Here is a 17269-nt window from a genome sequence, read left to right on the forward strand (position 1 = left end):
TGAAAACGGAGCCTAAATAGGGCTCCTTTTCTTATACATGTGCTACTTTCAATTATAACGAATAATATAAAGAAAAGAATGACTATTTTAAGGTGTCGTTCTTGTATGTGCACCATCTTAATTGTTATCATAGAAGGAGAAGGAAGGTGTAACGGATGACGCAAATTGTCGAATTATCAGAAGCTGCAGCTTACCAAGTGAAAGAAATGATGACCCACAATGAAGAGCAAGGCTCTTTTTTACGAGTAGCCGTTCATGGTGGCGGATGTAGTGGATTATCTTACGGGATGGGATTTGAACGTGAGAAAAACGACACCGATACCATCTTAGAACAACATGGATTAACAATTTTGGTATCAAGTGAAGATCAAGCTATAATAAATGGTACTGTCATCGATTATAAACAATCCTTGATGGGTGGCGGATTTACGATTGAAAACCCAAATGCTATCGCATCGTGTGGCTGTGGTTCTTCATTTACAACGGCAACAAAAAAAGGAACTCCAGAGAATTGTTAAGACCGATTTATTTTCGGTCTTTTTTTCTGTAAATTCAAACCTTTTACACTTGACAAGTATGTATTGAAATCAACAATTAAAAGAGCTATTATAGAGTATAGTATATTTGTCGAAAAAGAGACAAATTCGCTTTAGTCTTTTGAAGTAGAGATACTTCTTTTTTCTTTGACTAAAGTGATGCATATAAAACTAACAAAGGTGGTTTCAATCTTGGTGAAAAGACCGACAATATTAGTATTAGGCGCCGGGTATGGTGGTTTATCAACAGTAGTTAACTTACAGAAAAGCGTCGGTGTAGACGTTGCAGATATTACATTAATTAACCAAAATGATTACCACTATGAATCGACTTGGTTACATGAGGCTTCAGCGGGTACTTTACGTCCAGATCAAGTGCGCTACGACATTGCAGATGTAATCAAAGCAGATAAAGTAAAATTTGTTAAAGCATCTGTAGAAGGCATCGACATTGCTGGTAAACAAGTAACAACTAATAATGGTGTATTTTCGTATGATTACTTAGTTATCGGTCTTGGATACGAAGGCGAAACTTTCGGTATTCCTGGTCTAGATAAATACGCTTTATCTATTGCAAATGTAAAAGCAGCTCGTCATATCCGTGAACATATCGAATATCAATTCGCTACATGGTCAATGGACGAAGTGAAAGACGATAGTCGCTTAACAATTGTAGTTGGTGGTGCTGGATTTACAGGTATCGAATTCCTAGGTGAATTAGGTAACCGTGTACCGGAACTTTGCAAAGAGTTTGATGTACCAAAAGAAAAAGTACGTGTTCTTTGTGTTGAAGCTGCTCCAATGGTATTGCCAGGATTCGATCCTGAATTGGTTGAATACGCAGTGGGTCACCTTCAAGCAAAAGGAATCGAATTCTCAATTGGTACTCCAGTTGTTGAAGCGACTCCAGAAGGCGTAAAAATTAAAAAAGGTGAAGACGAGTTTGAATTTGTGAAAGCTGGTACAGTTGTTTGGGCTGCAGGCGTTCGTGGAAACCGTTTAATCGAACAGACAGGCATTGAAAATATGCGTGCTCGCGTTAAAGTTGAAAAAGATATGCGTGCTCCAGGTCACAATGATGTATTTATCGTTGGGGACTGTGCATTATTGATAAATGAAGAAATTAATCGTCCTTACCCACCTACAGCACAAATTGCTATGCAACAAGGTGTTACAGTGGCTAAAAACTTACTTTCTCTAATAAATGGAGAAGAAACTGAAACATTCGTACCTGATTTAAAAGGTAGTGTTTGTTCACTTGGTGAAGATGATGCAATTGGTGTTGTTTTCGGCAAAAAAGTAACGGGTGCTAAAGCTGCATTTATGAAGAAAATGGTAGATAACCGTGCTCTTTATATGATGGGTGGACCTTCACTAGTTGTGAAAAAAGGTAAATTCAACGTTTTATAAAAGTAAGTTACATGCTCCCATCTGGAATTTCCAGGTGGGAGTTTTTTGGTACTAATCAATAAACCTATAATTTGAATGGCTATAGAAGAAGAGCATAGACGTGCATCAAAGAGTTATAAGCATTATTTTTGGAATGAAGGGATGAAACCTTATGGCAAAAATAGAGAGAAGTAAGGTGTGGTTATGCGTTGCGGGCTTGGTCATCAACCATATTGGGGAGTGGCTCGTCGTAAAGAAACGGTATGGTGGACTTGAAGGGAAATGGTCATTTCCAGCTGGCTTTGTTGAACCTGGCGAAACAATGGATCAAGCGGTCGTCAGAGAAGTACAAGAAGAAACAGGAATCGAAATAATGGTAAAAGGTCTAATTGGTTTTCGAACAGGTGTCATTAGAGACGATATTAGTGATAACATGGCGATTTTTATATGTAGCACTAGCCATATTGAGCAATTACTCGTGCCGCAATTAAAAGAAGTATATGAAGCTCGTTGGATGAGTCCTATTACTTTAAGTCAAGATCCTCATGTTTCTGTCATGATTCATGAAATGGCGAAAAAGACTTTAGGTGCTGCACTTCAAATAAATGAAGGTATTAATCCAGGAGATGTCTTTGGCTATACGAGCTATAAACTGTTTTTTTAAAAGATGTAGGAATCAAGAGGAAATTTAAGATAAGTAGAGAAAAAGCCTAATGTATTCGTTTACATTAGGCTTTTTATCAGTTTACAGAAAATTTTGCATATGGTATATTATCTGAAAATTAAGAATAAAAAGGAGACGGTCAAATGACTACTTATAAAAAAGATGTTCAAACGAATCAATGTCCATATTGTAAAGGGAACGGATATTTCCAACTACGTCTAGGCGGATCAGAAACATGCACTTGTTGTGCAGGTTCAGGAAGAAAATAATAGTCAAAAAAGTTTTTTCGGCTAATCACCGAGAAGACTTTTTTATTTGTCAATTTGCGTGTTGATAAGATTGAAGATGTGGGGGTAGTTCATTAAAGATTTAGGTCTAAATTGACTCTGTAATTGTTACATATATTTGAACAACGAACATGTACATTGAAAGGAGCAAACCAATCATGTAAACTGTTGAGAGTAAGCATGGAGGGAAGAATTCAATGGACGGGAATTTCACACTTGTAACAGTAATGTTATCAGTATTAATATTTTTAGTAATGTTTTTTGGAATCGGCTTTTTACTTAATATGTTACTCCGTATGACTTGGTTAATGGCTATTGTTTATCCTATCGTGGTCATTTTAATAATTGACGAAGTCGATTTCTTTGATTATTTCACTGAGCCAGTGATGGCATTTCAGGCGCTTGGAGCTAAATTAGTGTCACTCCATTTTGCAGATGTTTTAGTGTTATCAAGTGGTTTAGTTGGTGCCATCATTGCAGGTATCGTTATTAAAATGTTGCGTAAAAACGGATATCAAATGTTTTAATAAAAGTCTTGTTACCGAATGTGGTGGTTATCGTACATATACACTAGTCGCACATTACGTATGAGCCAACAAGAATGAAATTCACAAACTTGTGGGTCTCATTCTTCACGCTCTAACGGCATGCAATCACTCTTTCATATTCGATATCGACAGCTATATATGTAACCAAGCCTAATTAAAAAGCAGTGGAGCTCCTTTAGGAGCTTCACTGCTTTTTAGATGATAAATACATAAATGATGATCGAAATGAAAATTCCTGTTAATGCGCCCATAAAGACTTCACTTGGTTTATGCCCAAGGAGAGTTTTAAGTTCATTAATTTTTTCTTCATCTTTTTTCTGTGCCCATCCTTTTGATTGATTGACGAATAATTGAAAGTCGATGCGCATTTGATTAATGATAATTGCCTGTTGACCTGCTTGGAATCGAACACCAGACGCGTCAAACATGACAATAATCGAAAAGATTGCAGCTACAGCGAATAAAGGGGAGCCAAGTCCCGTTTCAAATGCAACGGCTGTTGCAAGGGCAGTAACGGCAGCGGAGTGAGAACTCGGCATACCACCAGTTGAAGTAAAGAGTTTCCAATCAATTTTCCGCGTAACTAGATACGCTATTGGGATTTTCACAAATTGCGCAAATAAGATTCCAAATAATGCAGCAAGGAGTGGAATATTAGTTAAAATGTCCATTTTCTGTCCACCCTTTCTTGTTCAAAGTCACTGTTAAAAGACTATTCTAGCCTTCTACGAATATATAAAGTATAACACATCTATAAATCTTAAAAAAACGTATGGACAGTGGATTTTTGATAATTCGAAAAGCGTAACAATTTCGTATATAATAGAAATGAATGTATATAAATGGAGGGGTTTTTGTGAAAATTGCAGTAGCAGAAGTTAATTTTAACGAAATTCAAGCAGAAGTTTTAGTAGTAGGGACGTTTAAACACCCAGAAAACACATCAAATTGGTCAGAGTTTGTTTCATTTTATGGTTCATCTTTAGACAAGTGGTTAAAAACTGGAGATGTATCAACTGATCGAAAGAAACTGACGAAATTACCTACACTACAAGATGGTAAGCTACAACGTGTTATCTTCGTAGGTCTTGGTGATCGCAAGACGTTAACTCAAGACGATTTGCGAAGCATTTTTGGAACAGTAGGAAAAGAGCTTATAGCTTCGAAAACGACGAATGTTTCTATTTGGTTGGACTCATTCACAAATGAAGAAATTGAAATTGATGATGCATCATATCTTGCAGCTGAAGGAATCAGCATGGGCTTGTACAAAGTGCCTAATTACAAAACATCATCTAACTCAACGGATGTGTATCTTGATAACGTAGAATTACTCACTAATTCTGATAATCAAGAAATTTTAGCTTACTTCGAAGTAGGCCAAGTATATGGTGAGTCAGTGAATGAAGCACGTACACTAGTTAATATGCCTTCTAACGTATTAACAGCAACAAAAATGGCTGAGTACGCTAAAGAACTGGCAGAAACATATGATTTTGAATATGAAGAATTAGGAAAAGCACAAATGGAAGAGCTCGGAATGGGTGCGATTTTGGCAGTCAATCAAGGATCAACAGAAGAACCAAGACTTATTGTAATGAAATACCGTGCAAATGATGATTGGAACGATGTTGTTGGTTTAGTAGGTAAAGGTGTCACTTATGACACTGGAGGCTATTCAATCAAGCCTAAAGACGGTTTAGTGGGTATGAAGGGCGATATGGGTGGTGCTGCCGCGGTATTGGGAGCAATGCGCATTATCGGGGAAACTCAACCCAACAAAAATGTAATGGCAGTTATCGCATCAACTGATAACATGATTTCAGGAAATGCGTTTAAACCGGATGATGTTATTACTTCTTTAAGTGGTAAAACGATTGAAATTCTTAATACGGATGCAGAAGGTCGACTTGTCTTAGCGGATGCAGTAACTTACGCAAAACAACAAGGTGCGAACTACATTGTAGATGTAGCTACATTAACGGGTGGGGTAATTATAGCCTTAGGCAAGGACAAAACAGGAGCCCTAACCAACAATGAAACATTCTTTGAAACTTTCTTAGAAGCTTCAGTGGAAACGGGCGAGTTTGTGTGGCGCTTACCGTTAACTGAAAGTGATAAAAAGCGAATTCGTAAGAGTGATGTAGCTGACTTAAATAACTCTCCAGGTCGTGACGGTCATATGATATTCGGCGGTGGTTTTGTTGGTGAATTTGTTGACAATACTCCTTGGATTCATTTAGATATCGCGGGTACTTCTGATGCAAGCTCTGCTCATGACTTAGGTCCAAAAGGTGGAACAGGCGCAATGGTTCGTTCTCTGGCAACGTTAATTGAAAGAATGAGCTTAGAAGATACAGAAAAGTAAACATTTCACCGAAAATCTCCTTTGAATGAGATTGCGAAGGAGAGTCCAAACTCAATAGGCAATCTGCATATGTCATTCCTTCTTTTTTTCATACGTTAGGAAAGAGAGGAGGAGTGACTCATGGTCAATCGATATCGTTCATACGGCAGAGGTTATGGTAGAGGGTTTGGTGGCGGTTTTGGTAGAGGACTTGGTGGATTAGGCTTTTTTGGAGGTCCGTTTTTAGGAGGACTTGCAGGGAGTTTATTAGGCACATCTTTATATGGTGGTGCCCCATATCGCCAACCCTATTATTACCCACCCTATTATTATCCTCAACAACCCTATTATCCGTACCAGTATTATCCATATTAATAGTTCGAACATAAAAAACACTTTTGCTCCACCCCAATCGGTGTAGAGCAAAAGTGTTTTATTTTTGTTTAACTAGTTTTTTTCGTTCTGCTATTACGGGTGCGAGTTCATCTTTAACCGACTGGTCCCACATTTTTATACCTGATAAGTATGCAGAGCGACCAATCACATGACCACCAACAGGTCCTGTAATAAATAGAAAGACAATCCCGAGAATAATACGTGTATTAACGATACCTTCGATAAACCAAAAGTGAAGAAACACTCCAAGTAAGATGAACATAACTCCGAGAGTAGCGCTTTTAGATGCAGCATGCGTTCGACAATAAACGTCTGGTAAGCGAATTAATCCGATAGCCGTCACGAGTATGAAAATCACACCAAAGCTGACAGTTGAAACAATGAGAATATTAGCTAAGATTGTTGTCACGTTGGATAATCTCTCCTTTCTCTAAAAACTTAGAGAATGCGACAGTGCCAATAAACGCAAGGATCGCGAGTAGCAAAATGATATCTAAGAAAAAGCTGGTATCGGATAAAATAGAGATTAAACCAATCATGGCTATGAGAGCAACACCTAATGAATCAAGTGCAACTACACGGTCTGGAACAGAAGGTCCAATGATTAACCGGTAGATAAAAGCTACCATGGACAGGCTTATGAGTATAACCATGCACCAAAAGAACAACAGCATTAGCGGCTCACCTCCTGAATAGCTTTCTCAAATGTGTTCTTAATTGAATCAATAGCTTCATCAGCATCGTCATAATGCAATGCATGGATGTATAACGTTTTTGAATCTGGCGATATATCAATTACGAGTGTTCCTGGTGTTAAGGTGATCAGATTCGACAATAAGGTGATTTCCCAATCCTTTTCAAGGACGGTAGGTAAAGCAAAAATCGCTGGTTTTATGGGCATTTTGGGTTGAACAATTAAAAATAACACTTGAATATTAGCCATGACCAGTTCTTTAAGGAATAGCGTAATTAATTTAATGACTGCCCATACTCGATTCATATAGAAACGTCCTGGAAAAAACCCTTTAGTGATCCATAACATCAATGCGCCTAATAAGAAACCTACAATAAATGTAGAAGCGTTAAAGGAGATAGTCAAGAACATCCATAACAAAGCAATGAAGAAGTTTAACATAATTTGAAAGGCCATGTTAGGCACCTCCTAGAACGGCTTGTATATAGTGTGAAGGATTTAGCATGACGTTTGCTGCATCACTCATATAAGGGACTAGCCACTCGGACCCAACACCGTAGAGGACACTAATGCCGACTAAAATGAGTGCTGGAGTAAATAATCCACGATAGTGACGTTTGGATAATGGCGTGATCTCAACAGGCTCACCCCAGAAAGCGTAGATGAAGATGCGCATAACTGACAGTAACACAACTAAACTTGAAGCTAATATAAAGATGCTTCCCCATAAATTCTCTGCTTCAAAGCCACCTTGAACAATAAGTAACTTTCCAACGAATCCACTCAATGGAGGGATGCCGGCTAAACCAAATGCAGCAATTAAATAGGTCCAACCAAGCATGGGATAAGATTTGATTAATCCTCCCATTTTTCGTAAATCAGCTGTACCAGTAATTGCGATAATGACGCCAATTAACATGAACAATGCACCTTTAATCAAAATGTCGTGGATTAAATAGAATACGGAACCCATGAGCGCCGCTTCATTCATTTGAGAAGCACCAAATAAAATCACGCCAACAGCAATGATGATGTTGTAAATAATAATTTTCTTCACATCGAAGTACGCTAAGGCACCTATACAACCAGCAATAATGGTAAGGATTGAAAGGATCATCAACAATTCGTGTGTGTAACTTTGATCGTGAGGGAAAAATAATGTATATGTACGCATGATGGCATAGACGCCAACTTTAGTTAGTAACGCTCCGAATAAAGCCAATACTGGAATTGGAGGAGCTGCGTAGGAACTTGGTAACCAAAAGAAAAGAGGGAATATTGCTCCCTTTAAGCCAAATACCAGTAAGAATAATACGGCAATCACTGTGATGATTCCAGGTTGTTCAATTTGTGCGATTTTAACTGAAATATCGGCCATATTGAGTGTTCCAACTACTGAGTACAGATAGGCAACAGTAACAACAAATAATGCTGATGAGATAATATTTACTAGAATATATTTGATTGATTCTCGTAATTGTACTTTCTCGCCTCCGAGAACAATTAACAAATAGGAAGACATCAACAATACTTCAAAGAAAACGAACATATTAAATATATCACCCGTTGTAAAGGCACCATTGACCCCCGTTAGCATAAACAAAATACCTGGATAATAGAAGAAAGACTCTCGTTCTTTCCCTATAGATGAAAAACTGTACCAGACAACAAAAATGGCAATTAATGTGGAAGAAAGGACAAGTAAAATGGAAAGCATATCAGATACCATTGAGATTCCGAAGGGTGCTGGCCAACTTCCTAAAGTAATTGCTTGAATACCATCAGTTTTGACTTTAAAAAGTAAGGTAACAGATGCGATTAATGTAAAACCAAGTGCTAGTAAAGCACCAACTCTTTGTGCCAAAATTTTCTTTGGAAATAACATCAAAATCATGGCAAAGAAGAAGGGTAGTAAGATTGGGAACAAAAGCAAATTAGTCATGGTCTTCAGTTCCTCTCATTAAATTCATATTATCTGTATCAAGCTCTTGATATGAGCGATAAGCGAGCACTAAGAAGAATGCCGTAACGCCAAAGCTAATAACAATAGCCGTTAAAATAAGTGCTTGTGGTAAAGGATCTGCGTAATCAGTGACACCTGGTGACACTACAGGTGGAGCGCCACCATCGAGTCCACCCATGGTTAATAATAGTAAATGTGCACCATGACTGAGTAAGCCAGTACCAATTATGATGCGAAGTAAACTCTTTGAAAGCATTAAATAAACAGCGGCCATAAAAAGGAAGCCAATAACAAAACTCATGACAATCTCCATTAATCATCATCTCCAATCGATTGAATAATGGTCATCGTGACACCTACGACAACTAAGTAAACGCCTGTATCAAACAACATAGCAGTGTGTAGTGACTGCTTTCCTAATAATGGAAGATCAAAATAATCAAATGCATGTGTGAAAAAAGGAACATCAAAAATAATAGAGCCAGCAGCAGTACCTAAAGCGATTAACAAACCTATTGCTGTCATAACCGTGTAATTAATAGGCAGTGCAGTCGTTACGGTTTTGATATCATAAGCCAACAATAATAGAACGATACCACTTGCAGTTAATAGTCCTCCGACGAAACCTCCACCGGGTGCATAGTGACCAGCAAAGAAGATGTGAATCGAAAAGAGAATAATAATGAAAAAGACTAGGTTTGTCGTAGTTTGCAAAATGACATCATTTGTCTTCAAGTCGATTCACCTCTTTCTTCTTCGTTAACCTTAATTTAATCATCGCAATTATGCCTAAAGAAGCGATTGCAAGGACAGCAATTTCAAACAAAGTATCAAATCCACGATAATCCACTAAAATGACGTTTACGATATTTCCCCCACCAGCTTCTGTATAGACGGTTTCCTCATAATAAGAAGATATAGAAGGAACAAGTTTTTGTGAGTGGGCAGAAAGGGCAATGATTGTAATGGTTATTCCTACACCTAGAGCAACTAAAGCATTACCAAATCGGAACTTCATGCGATTTTCGTGCCGATTTAATTTTGGCAAGTGATAAAAAGCAAGTAAGAATAGAGCAACAGATATCGTTTCAATAACAAGTTGAGTAAGAGCTAAATCTGGTGCATTAAAAATAACAAAGAATAAAGCAACCGTGTATCCCACAGCACCTAAAGCAATAATCGACGTTAAACGGGACTTAGCTAACAAAATGGTCACTGTTCCTGCAACTAACACAAGAGCAACAATCAACTCAAAAAACCTAATGGGTGCTAGAGTTTCAAAGCTAACTTCAAATGCATCCTTTATTAATACAGTACTGATGGATAGGAGAATAATCCCCGTAAACATATAAACTAAATACGAGCGCATATATCCCGTCATGTACATTCTAGATAGACGGTTTGTCCCAACTTCGCTTAAGTACATCATGGTGTCATAAAGTCGATTCAAAGAAAAGCCTTCAGGGAATTTACTATATAAAGGCTGCCACTTAGGTAGTGTTCTATATAACAAATAACCAATCAAGACAATACCAATGGTCATCCAAAGTTCAGGTGTTAGACCATGCCAAGCCGATATATGAATGTCAATTTCACTAGGCGAAGTATAAAGGAAAGGTTGAATGGCCATAACAGCAGGTTTAACCAAAGCATCTCCAATTACATTCGGGATGAAGAATATTGCCACGACAAGGGATCCCAATATTGCAGGTGAAATGAGCATTCCAATAGGAGCTTCATGCGCTTGTTTTGGTAATAAATCTGGTTTATGTTTTCCTGTAAACGTACGGAAAACAAAATAGAAACTGTAAACAAAAGTAAAGACACTCGCTATCCACGCTATGAGTGGGAACAAAATGCCCCACGTATCAAAAGCAAAAAGATTAAACTCTGGAATAGACAACATGCCTGTTAAGAACATTTCTTTACTCAAGAAACCGTTAAATGGAGGAAGTCCGGCCATTGAAAAGCTCCCAATAAGGGCAATGGTAAAAGTAATCGGCATTAAACTCATTAGACCGCCAAGTTTACGGATATCACGAGTACCTGTTTCATGATCGATAATTCCAGCAATCATGAACAAACTGCCTTTAAATGTCGCATGATTCACTAAGTGAAAAATGGCTGCAAATGCGGCGTATTTGAAAATGGAATCATCCTCAATACCTGTATGGAATGAAATTGCCCCAGCTCCAAGTAAAGACATGATTAAACCAAGTTGACTTACGGTTGAAAAGGCTAAGATGCCTTTTAAATCGGTTTGTTTCAGGGCAAAGAATGATCCCCAAAATAAGGTTAACAATCCGATACCAGTTACGAGCCAAATCCAATATTCTGAACTTGCATATAGGGGTGTAAAACGTGCAACAATATACAATCCTGCTTTAACCATGGTCGCAGAGTGTAAGTATGCACTAACCGGAGTAGGCGCTTCCATAGCGTCAGGAAGCCAAATATAGAATGGGAATTGAGCTGATTTTGTGAAAGCTCCTAACAACACAAGAACAAGTGACCAAACAAACCACTTATGATTCGCAAGTTCTGGAGCTTGTCCAATTAATTCTCGTATGGAATAAGTGTCACCCATGATTGATAGAAGTACAAATCCACCAAGCATCATAAGTCCGCCAAAGACGGTAATCATCATCGATTTTAATGCGCCAAAGCGGGAGCGGTCTCGCTTATACCAATAACCAATTAACAAGAATGAGGAAATTGAAGTTAACTCCCAGAAGAAATACAAACTAATCAAGTGATCAGATTGAACTACTCCGAGCATCGCAGTCATGAACAACAATAAATACACATAAAAATTATGTAATTGCTCACGAGTTTTATCTAAGTAGAAAATGGAATATAGCACCACGAGTGAGCCAATTCCTGTAATAAGCAGAGAAAATAATAAACTCAACCCATCTATGTACGAAATAAACGAAATGTCTAGTGAAGGAATCCAATCAAATGAAGAACTACGTGATTCTCCTCTTTGGACCATAGGTAACAATGTCGTGTAAAGTCCAAATAAAACGACGGGTACAGCAAGGACAAACCAGCCGGTGTGAATGCCACTAACTTTTTTAAACAAAAAAGGAATCACAAGAGCAGCAAGCATCGGGATGAAAATAAAATAAACAAATGACAAGTTAATCCTCCTTTTTCAAAAAACTACATTTTCTTAACATGAATAAAGTGAAACTATACAGACCATACCTTTGCTTCAGGAGATGTTGTGTCTAGCTTCAAACGCCGCCCGCGAGTTCCTGGGTCAGAAAGGAGAAACTTTCACCTTTTATTCCTCTAGCACCGCCGTCGAGCCAAAACAGCGCTTTACGCTTTTCTTACATAAAGCAATTATAGCGTACATATAGAGTGTTTGCATGGGATACTCCTTACAGCAAAGGGAGTAATCACCTATCTTTGTCCAACTTAATAAATAGGAAGAGACCATATGAATTTATTGATAAATTCATAAAATAGATCCTCATAAAATATAAAAAACGTTTCTCAATTAAGAGAAACGCTTCATATCTAGAAACATTATGCTTGTTGATGTGCTTCTTCGTTTAGTAAAACTTTTTCAAAATCTTGTTCTGGTTTCTTTCGAGTCGAAGTTAACACAAAATAAGAGATTAGGAATAATGCTCCAGTGACGAAGAATACCGAAGAAATACCAATGTAGCCACTGACAATACCACCAAACATGGGGCCAATGATATTACCAAAGAAACGGAAGCTCGTGTTATACCCCATCATTTCTCCCTGTATTTCGATTGGTGATTCACGTCTTATCAAAGCTGTTGTAATAGGAATCAACCCACCGACCGCGATTCCGAACAATAAGCGTAAACCAATTAACTGCCATAACTCCGTAACGAAAGCTTGAGGAATGATGAAGAGAAAAGCCAATATTAGCAATGCACTTAACACTTTCTCATAACCAATTGAATCACCAAGCTGTCCCCATCTTCTGGCAAACAATAAATTTCCGACACCCGCTGCACTGAATGTAATCCCAGCAAGCAAAGCGACTTGAGAAGAATCGGTTAATCCAGAAACATAAAGTGAGAGAAGTGGTTGAATGCTAAAATTCCCAATTTGAATTAACGCAGTAATAATCATAACATGAAATACGAGTCGGTGATGAATGATCCCCGATAAAACAGTTTTACGCGAGTACACATGTGCATCCTCGGAAGGAACTCTTTTCGTTTCTCGAATACCCACCATAACAAGTAGGGCAGCAATGGCAATAACCACTGAAGTGATTACAAATGTATATTGGAAGCCGAATGAATCTGCGAGCAAACCTCCTAATACAGGGCCGAATAATGTACCCGAAACACTCCCCATTTGAAGAGTACCGAGCGTTTTACCAGCAACTTCTTTTGCTGTTTGTGAACTAATAAATGCAAGAGAAGTAGGAATAAAACCTGTGACTACACCCATAAATAGTCGTAAAAAGAAGAATGCTTCAACTGAATGGACAAAGCCCATTAATAAAATACTGATTGAAATACCGAATCCGGTAATTATTAATATGGGTTTGTAACCAAAGCGATCTGCGATACGTCCCCAAATAGGGGACATGAGGAATGCGGAGACAAAAGTTATACCAAATACAAGCCCAGACCATTTCTGTACATAAGCGTCTGAAAAATCACCCATAGTATCTATATAAAGAGACAAAAAAGGCATGATCATTGTTGCCGTTCCTGCAACTAAAAAGTTTGAAATCCACATAATATAAAAATTTCTTTTTTTTCTGTCCAAAAAATCACTTCTTTCATTTTTAAGCAATAAAGAGCCTCTAATTATTCATTATAAAACATTTCGCCTTACGAAGGAAGGGAAGAGACTTAATTACTGAAAATATAAGCTAAATATGATAGACTATTTTAGGGTGAAATGAACATGAAAAAACGAGGATGGCTGTTATTAATTAGTATTATTGTCCTTTTATCAGGATGCGGCACGAAAGAAAGTGTCGAAGTAGAGAAGGATGAAAAACCGAGTGAAGAAACACAAAAAACTACAACTAAGGGAGAGAGCGCTATGTATCCACAATTATCAAATGAAGTTGCTTCAAACGAAGCATTAGTCGTAATGAACACAACTATGGGAGCTATTAAAATCAAATTATTCCCAGAGGTTGCTCCAAAAACTGTTGAAAACTTTATCACACACGCTGAAAACGGCTACTATGACGGTATTATTTTCCACCGCATTATTAAAGATTTCATGATTCAAGGTGGAGATCCAACTGGAACAGGTATGGGCGGAGAAAGCATTTACGGTAAAACGTTTGCAGATGAATTCTCAGATAAAGCATTTAACTTACGTGGTGCACTATCTATGGCTAATGCTGGACCTGGAACAAATGGTAGCCAATTCTTTATCGTTCAAGCAAGTCGTGTAGACTCAAGTATGTTAAGTCAATTGAAAAAAGCTGGATACCCAGAAGAAATCATTGAAGCATATTCTAAAAACGGTGGAACACCTTGGTTAGATAACAAGCATACTGTCTTTGGACAAGTTATCGAAGGACTAGACATCGTTGATAAAATGACGACAGTTAAAAGAAATGGTAGCGATAAACCACTTGAAGACATTAAGATTGAATCAATCGAAGTTCTTCAAAAATAAGTTAGGAAGTGTTCACCGTGAACGCATGGATAGTAAACTTTCTGTATTTTCCAGAAGATAAATCTGCCTATATTCCTGCTGCCTTTCAATTCTTGATTTTTGCAATTCTTTGCGTTTTAGCTTTTCGTTGGATCGTCAAAATTTCCAAAAAGCAAGAAGAAAAAACCAGGGAATTGGAAGAACGTATTTTACGCGAACGTCAATTAGAAAAACAAAAAGATCAACAATAAAAATAAAAAGGCTTAACCAACAACAGTTGGTTAAGCCTTTTTATTATGTTAGAAAGTATAAGTTTTTTAAAAGCTACATTTTTGAACTTGGAGTAGCTATGTCTATCATAAAGGACCAGCTCGCTGGTCCTTTATGGGGTCAGTCAGAAAGACGATTTGCCTTTTATCCTTACTGCGCCGAAATAATAGATTATGGTAACCGATGCCGTTGATTTCCGTTACAACGCCCTTTCATGTTTCGAAGCTAGCGTAGCGATGCAGAAACAGGCGGACGCTTTCCGCGGGCGAGGTCAAGCCTCCTCGGTCGCAAAATGCTCCCTGTGGGGTCTCGACTTTCTCGCTTTTCCCGCTGGAGTCGCCACCTTCCACTGCAATCAAGTAAATGTGTTCACATCGATCATAATACTCTAGCGCATCTTCTAGTCAATGTGTAAACGACATAAAAATAGAAAGTATCTTTCGAAAAAAGTAGCACAAGAGCTCCAGAAATAGTATCTTCAGGAGCTTGTTTTATGAGTATGACAGTTTCTTATCTCGCGTTATCAAAATAGGTGAAAATCTATTTTCTGAAGTTGGAGAAGAGAGACAGACAGACAAAAGCCACAAGATTACCGAAAAAATGAATGGTTTTAACGATCGTTACGCTCTTCAAGAATGCACTGGCTATAATTATGTAGCAATAGTCAGTTCCAAATCCCTAAGAAAACGAAAGAAAGCAGGTTTTGAAACTCTTGTTATGTTAAAGCGGTAATGAAACGCGACACACCATCTTCAAGTGTCTGACGGGGGCAAGCTATATTCATTCTTAGGAAGCCTATACCAGATTCGCCGTATTTTGAACCTGGTTCTAATGCAAGTTTTCCTTTCATTAAAAGCTTGTCCATTATTTCTTTTTCTGTTAATCCCGTATCTCTGTAATCGATCCACAGTAAGTAAGTACCTTGTGGCTTATTGATTTTCACTCCTGCAACAGCATGAGTAATTTTTTCAATTGTATAGTCTATATGGGAAGAGAGAACCTTCAATAATTCATCTAACCAAGGTCCGCCGTCTTCATAAGCAGCCGTTAATGCAGCGGCTGCAAATGGGCTAAGTTCCATTTGACCATGAGCAAGTGCATTTTCTTTTAGCTTTTCCCGTTTTTCAGGATCAGTAGCTATCATGACAGCCGCTTGTACGCCTGCCAAATTAAACGTTTTAGTAGGTGCTACACAAGTGATTATTCTATCTGCTTCTTCACCAGCCAAAGTAACCAGAGGAATGTGCTGATGTCCTGGGAATACTAAATCTCCGTGTATTTCATCGGATAGAATGAGTGTATCGTATTTGGTACACAATCTAATGATTTCTAATAAATTTTCTTTTGACCAAACCATGCCACCAGGATTGTGTGGATTACATAATATAAATAACTTCACACCTTGTTTCAATTGTTCCTCAAATGACTCAAAATCTATTTGATAATTTCCTTTTTCTTCTATTAATATACTTTCTACTATTAGACGGCCTTGTTTTTCAGGAATTGAAAAGAACAATGGGTAAACGGGAGGAGTTATTAAAATACGGTCTCCTTTTTCAGTAAATGCTTCAATTACAGATGCAATTGCAGGGACGACTCCATGGTGAAACAGCATCCATTCATTTTGTGTGTGCCAACCATGTCGCTCTTTTAGCCAGTTTTGTACAGCAGTTTTACACCCCTCACACATATAGGAATAGCCAAACACTGGATGATCAATTCGGCTATGTAATGCATCAGTTACAGCTTTAGGTGCTGCGAAATCCATGTCCGCTACCCACATAGGTAAAATGTCAGAAGCATCTTCAATTCCATATATCATCTCCATTAAATCCCATTTAACTGAGCGAGTTTTATGTCTATCAATAACTTGTTCAAATATAGTCAAGGCAATTCCTTCTTTCCTTTTGTTTATTTTATGTTATCATAGCCTTTATTAAAGAAAAGCAAATAGGTGAAAAATGATGGAAAGTATTGAAATGAATCGAAAAGCAGTTAAGTTACTTCAATTATGGGATCCATTTAACATGGGACCTGAAGCCTATGATACGGAAACAGCTGACGTAGTGGCTGCTCTTCAAGGAATTGATCACCCTTCTGAACTAGCTAAACGCATTCAAGAAGTGTATGAACATTCGTATGAAATGTGGATTCCTCTTGAGCAATGCGTTCAAATTGCTTATAAATTGATTGCTGTTAAATATGAAGCAAAATGTATCGTCTGATTGATTGGAAAAATTTACACCTAGATAAAACAAAAGAGCTTTCACCCAATGGGGGAAGGCTCTTTTGTTTTATGAACTAGTTTGAAGTCCATCCAATAAATTAGAGGCAGGAACTTCGAGTGCGTTTGATAAATTCAAAATGGTCTGTACGGAAGGAATTTCTGTACCAGCTTCATATTGTTCTAATTTCCCCGCACCAATTCGGGTTTTTAAAGATAAATCTTCTAATGACAAATTACGTTCTTCTCGCAATAAGCGAAGTTGAGTGTGAAATTCTTGTTTCATATTCATGCACTCCTTTCCTTCATACAAAGTATGCTTCTTACTA

At 37.8% G+C, this 17269-nt stretch carries 21 protein-coding genes; 10 read left to right on the forward strand and 11 right to left on the reverse strand.

The features are described 5' to 3' along the window. Window positions 1-155 precede the first annotated feature (155 nt). The 5 genes from ACFPYN_RS08670 to ACFPYN_RS08690 all read left to right on the forward strand — a co-directional run bounded on the left by ACFPYN_RS08670 (window position 156) and on the right by ACFPYN_RS08690 (window position 3403). Window positions 156-518, forward strand: a complete 363-nt coding sequence (locus ACFPYN_RS08670; protein WP_377733595.1) for a HesB/IscA family protein — start codon at window positions 156-158, stop codon at window positions 516-518. A 213-nt stretch (window positions 519-731) separates the two neighbouring features. After that, on the forward strand, window positions 732-1946 hold the full coding sequence (locus tag ACFPYN_RS08675) for an NAD(P)/FAD-dependent oxidoreductase (protein ID WP_377733639.1): 1215 nt from the start codon (window positions 732-734) through the stop codon (window positions 1944-1946). Between the two features lie 151 nt (window positions 1947-2097). Continuing rightward, window positions 2098-2589, forward strand: a complete 492-nt coding sequence (locus ACFPYN_RS08680; protein WP_377733596.1) for an NUDIX domain-containing protein — start codon at window positions 2098-2100, stop codon at window positions 2587-2589. A 143-nt stretch (window positions 2590-2732) separates the two neighbouring features. Beyond that, complete coding sequence (locus tag ACFPYN_RS08685; protein ID WP_377733597.1) at window positions 2733-2858, forward strand: YuiA family protein; 126 nt, start codon at window positions 2733-2735, stop codon at window positions 2856-2858. Window positions 2859-3073: 215 nt separating this feature from the next. Continuing rightward, the gene (locus tag ACFPYN_RS08690; protein WP_377733598.1) at window positions 3074-3403 is read left to right on the forward strand and encodes a YuiB family protein; all 330 of its coding nucleotides are present in this window, start codon (window positions 3074-3076) and stop codon (window positions 3401-3403) included. 215 nt (window positions 3404-3618) lie between these two features. Here ACFPYN_RS08690 and ACFPYN_RS08695 read toward each other — a convergent pair whose 3' ends face one another. Beyond that, window positions 3619-4095, reverse strand: a complete 477-nt coding sequence (locus ACFPYN_RS08695) for a divergent PAP2 family protein (protein ID WP_377733599.1) — start codon at window positions 4093-4095, stop codon at window positions 3619-3621. 185 nt (window positions 4096-4280) lie between these two features. Between ACFPYN_RS08695 and ACFPYN_RS08700 the strand changes: the two genes are divergently transcribed. Both ACFPYN_RS08700 and ACFPYN_RS08705 read left to right on the forward strand, forming a co-directional pair. Continuing rightward, complete coding sequence (locus ACFPYN_RS08700) at window positions 4281-5792, forward strand: leucyl aminopeptidase (protein WP_377733601.1); 1512 nt, start codon at window positions 4281-4283, stop codon at window positions 5790-5792. Between the two features lie 120 nt (window positions 5793-5912). After that, window positions 5913-6146: a hypothetical protein gene (locus tag ACFPYN_RS08705; RefSeq protein WP_377733603.1), complete on the forward strand. Its 234-nt coding sequence runs from the start codon at window positions 5913-5915 to the stop codon at window positions 6144-6146. A gap of 58 nt (window positions 6147-6204) precedes the next feature. Here the strand turns inward: ACFPYN_RS08705 and mnhG are convergent, their stop codons facing one another. The 8 genes from mnhG to ACFPYN_RS08745 all read right to left on the reverse strand — a co-directional run bounded on the left by mnhG (window position 6205) and on the right by ACFPYN_RS08745 (window position 13594). Continuing rightward, on the reverse strand, window positions 6205-6576 hold the full coding sequence (gene mnhG / locus ACFPYN_RS08710; RefSeq protein ID WP_377733604.1) for a monovalent cation/H(+) antiporter subunit G: 372 nt from the start codon (window positions 6574-6576) through the stop codon (window positions 6205-6207). Continuing rightward, a complete protein-coding gene (locus ACFPYN_RS08715) occupies window positions 6557-6841 on the reverse strand; it encodes a Na(+)/H(+) antiporter subunit F1 (protein ID WP_377733606.1) in 285 nt (94 codons plus the stop codon). Before ACFPYN_RS08715 ends, mnhG begins: the two co-directional genes overlap by 20 nt. Continuing rightward, window positions 6841-7317 carry a Na+/H+ antiporter subunit E gene (locus tag ACFPYN_RS08720; protein WP_377733607.1) on the reverse strand — a complete coding sequence of 159 codons (477 nt, stop codon included), beginning with the start codon at window positions 7315-7317 and terminating at the stop codon, window positions 6841-6843. The genes ACFPYN_RS08715 and ACFPYN_RS08720 overlap by 1 nt, the downstream gene beginning before the upstream one ends. Before the next feature lies 1 nt (window position 7318). Continuing rightward, window positions 7319-8803 carry a Na+/H+ antiporter subunit D gene (locus ACFPYN_RS08725; protein ID WP_377733608.1) on the reverse strand — a complete coding sequence of 495 codons (1485 nt, stop codon included), beginning with the start codon at window positions 8801-8803 and terminating at the stop codon, window positions 7319-7321. After that, window positions 8796-9137, reverse strand: a complete 342-nt coding sequence (locus ACFPYN_RS08730) for a Na(+)/H(+) antiporter subunit C (protein WP_134209270.1) — start codon at window positions 9135-9137, stop codon at window positions 8796-8798. Before ACFPYN_RS08730 ends, ACFPYN_RS08725 begins: the two co-directional genes overlap by 8 nt. Beyond that, window positions 9137-9559 (reverse strand): Na(+)/H(+) antiporter subunit B, encoded by a 423-nt coding sequence (locus ACFPYN_RS08735; RefSeq protein ID WP_134209271.1) that lies wholly within the window; start codon window positions 9557-9559, stop codon window positions 9137-9139. The genes ACFPYN_RS08730 and ACFPYN_RS08735 overlap by 1 nt, the downstream gene beginning before the upstream one ends. Beyond that, the gene (locus ACFPYN_RS08740) at window positions 9546-11966 is read right to left on the reverse strand and encodes a Na+/H+ antiporter subunit A (protein ID WP_377733609.1); all 2421 of its coding nucleotides are present in this window, start codon (window positions 11964-11966) and stop codon (window positions 9546-9548) included. Before ACFPYN_RS08740 ends, ACFPYN_RS08735 begins: the two co-directional genes overlap by 14 nt. Window positions 11967-12361: 395 nt before the next feature. After that, window positions 12362-13594, reverse strand: coding sequence for an MFS transporter (locus ACFPYN_RS08745; protein ID WP_377733611.1), 1233 nt, complete (start codon window positions 13592-13594; stop codon window positions 12362-12364). A 141-nt stretch (window positions 13595-13735) separates the two neighbouring features. Here ACFPYN_RS08745 and ACFPYN_RS08750 point away from each other — a divergent pair, with 141 nt between their 5' ends. Together ACFPYN_RS08750 and ACFPYN_RS08755 are read left to right on the forward strand one after the other, a co-directional pair. Further along, complete coding sequence (locus ACFPYN_RS08750) at window positions 13736-14467, forward strand: peptidylprolyl isomerase (protein WP_377733612.1); 732 nt, start codon at window positions 13736-13738, stop codon at window positions 14465-14467. Window positions 14468-14484: 17 nt separating this feature from the next. Next, window positions 14485-14697, forward strand: coding sequence for a hypothetical protein (locus ACFPYN_RS08755; RefSeq protein WP_377733613.1), 213 nt, complete (start codon window positions 14485-14487; stop codon window positions 14695-14697). Between the two features lie 734 nt (window positions 14698-15431). Here the strand turns inward: ACFPYN_RS08755 and ACFPYN_RS08760 are convergent. Beyond that, window positions 15432-16604, reverse strand: coding sequence for a MalY/PatB family protein (locus tag ACFPYN_RS08760; protein WP_377733614.1), 1173 nt, complete (start codon window positions 16602-16604; stop codon window positions 15432-15434). A gap of 76 nt (window positions 16605-16680) precedes the next feature. Between ACFPYN_RS08760 and ACFPYN_RS08765 the strand changes: the two genes are divergently transcribed. Then, complete coding sequence (locus tag ACFPYN_RS08765; RefSeq protein ID WP_377733616.1) at window positions 16681-16941, forward strand: DUF1871 family protein; 261 nt, start codon at window positions 16681-16683, stop codon at window positions 16939-16941. Between the two features lie 69 nt (window positions 16942-17010). On the opposite strand, the gene ACFPYN_RS08770 is transcribed toward ACFPYN_RS08765, so the two are convergent. After that, on the reverse strand, window positions 17011-17226 hold the full coding sequence (locus ACFPYN_RS08770) for a helix-turn-helix domain-containing protein (protein WP_377733617.1): 216 nt from the start codon (window positions 17224-17226) through the stop codon (window positions 17011-17013). Window positions 17227-17269 lie beyond the last annotated feature (43 nt).

The sequence above is a fragment of the Paenisporosarcina macmurdoensis genome, assembly GCF_042658845.1.
Lineage (GTDB): Bacteria > Bacillota > Bacilli > Bacillales_A > Planococcaceae > Paenisporosarcina > Paenisporosarcina macmurdoensis.

Excerpts from the sequence above, each read along its gene's own strand:
- ACFPYN_RS08670 (WP_377733595.1), top strand. The coding sequence starts at position 156 with ATGACGCAAATTGTCGAATTATCAGAAGCTGCAGCTTACCAAGTGAAA.
- ACFPYN_RS08680 (WP_377733596.1), top strand. The coding sequence starts at position 2,098 with ATGGCAAAAATAGAGAGAAGTAAGGTGTGGTTATGCGTTGCGGGCTTG.
- ACFPYN_RS08685 (WP_377733597.1), top strand. The coding sequence starts at position 2,733 with ATGACTACTTATAAAAAAGATGTTCAAACGAATCAATGTCCATATTGT.
- ACFPYN_RS08690 (WP_377733598.1), top strand. The coding sequence starts at position 3,074 with ATGGACGGGAATTTCACACTTGTAACAGTAATGTTATCAGTATTAATA.
- ACFPYN_RS08695 (WP_377733599.1), bottom strand. The coding sequence starts at position 4,095 with ATGGACATTTTAACTAATATTCCACTCCTTGCTGCATTATTTGGAATC.
- ACFPYN_RS08705 (WP_377733603.1), top strand. The coding sequence starts at position 5,913 with ATGGTCAATCGATATCGTTCATACGGCAGAGGTTATGGTAGAGGGTTT.
- ACFPYN_RS08715 (WP_377733606.1), bottom strand. The coding sequence starts at position 6,841 with ATGCTGTTGTTCTTTTGGTGCATGGTTATACTCATAAGCCTGTCCATG.
- ACFPYN_RS08720 (WP_377733607.1), bottom strand. The coding sequence starts at position 7,317 with ATGGCCTTTCAAATTATGTTAAACTTCTTCATTGCTTTGTTATGGATG.
- ACFPYN_RS08725 (WP_377733608.1), bottom strand. The coding sequence starts at position 8,803 with ATGACTAATTTGCTTTTGTTCCCAATCTTACTACCCTTCTTCTTTGCC.
- ACFPYN_RS08730 (WP_134209270.1), bottom strand. The coding sequence starts at position 9,137 with ATGGAGATTGTCATGAGTTTTGTTATTGGCTTCCTTTTTATGGCCGCT.
- ACFPYN_RS08750 (WP_377733612.1), top strand. The coding sequence starts at position 13,736 with ATGAAAAAACGAGGATGGCTGTTATTAATTAGTATTATTGTCCTTTTA.
- ACFPYN_RS08765 (WP_377733616.1), top strand. The coding sequence starts at position 16,681 with ATGGAAAGTATTGAAATGAATCGAAAAGCAGTTAAGTTACTTCAATTA.
- ACFPYN_RS08770 (WP_377733617.1), bottom strand. The coding sequence starts at position 17,226 with ATGAAACAAGAATTTCACACTCAACTTCGCTTATTGCGAGAAGAACGT.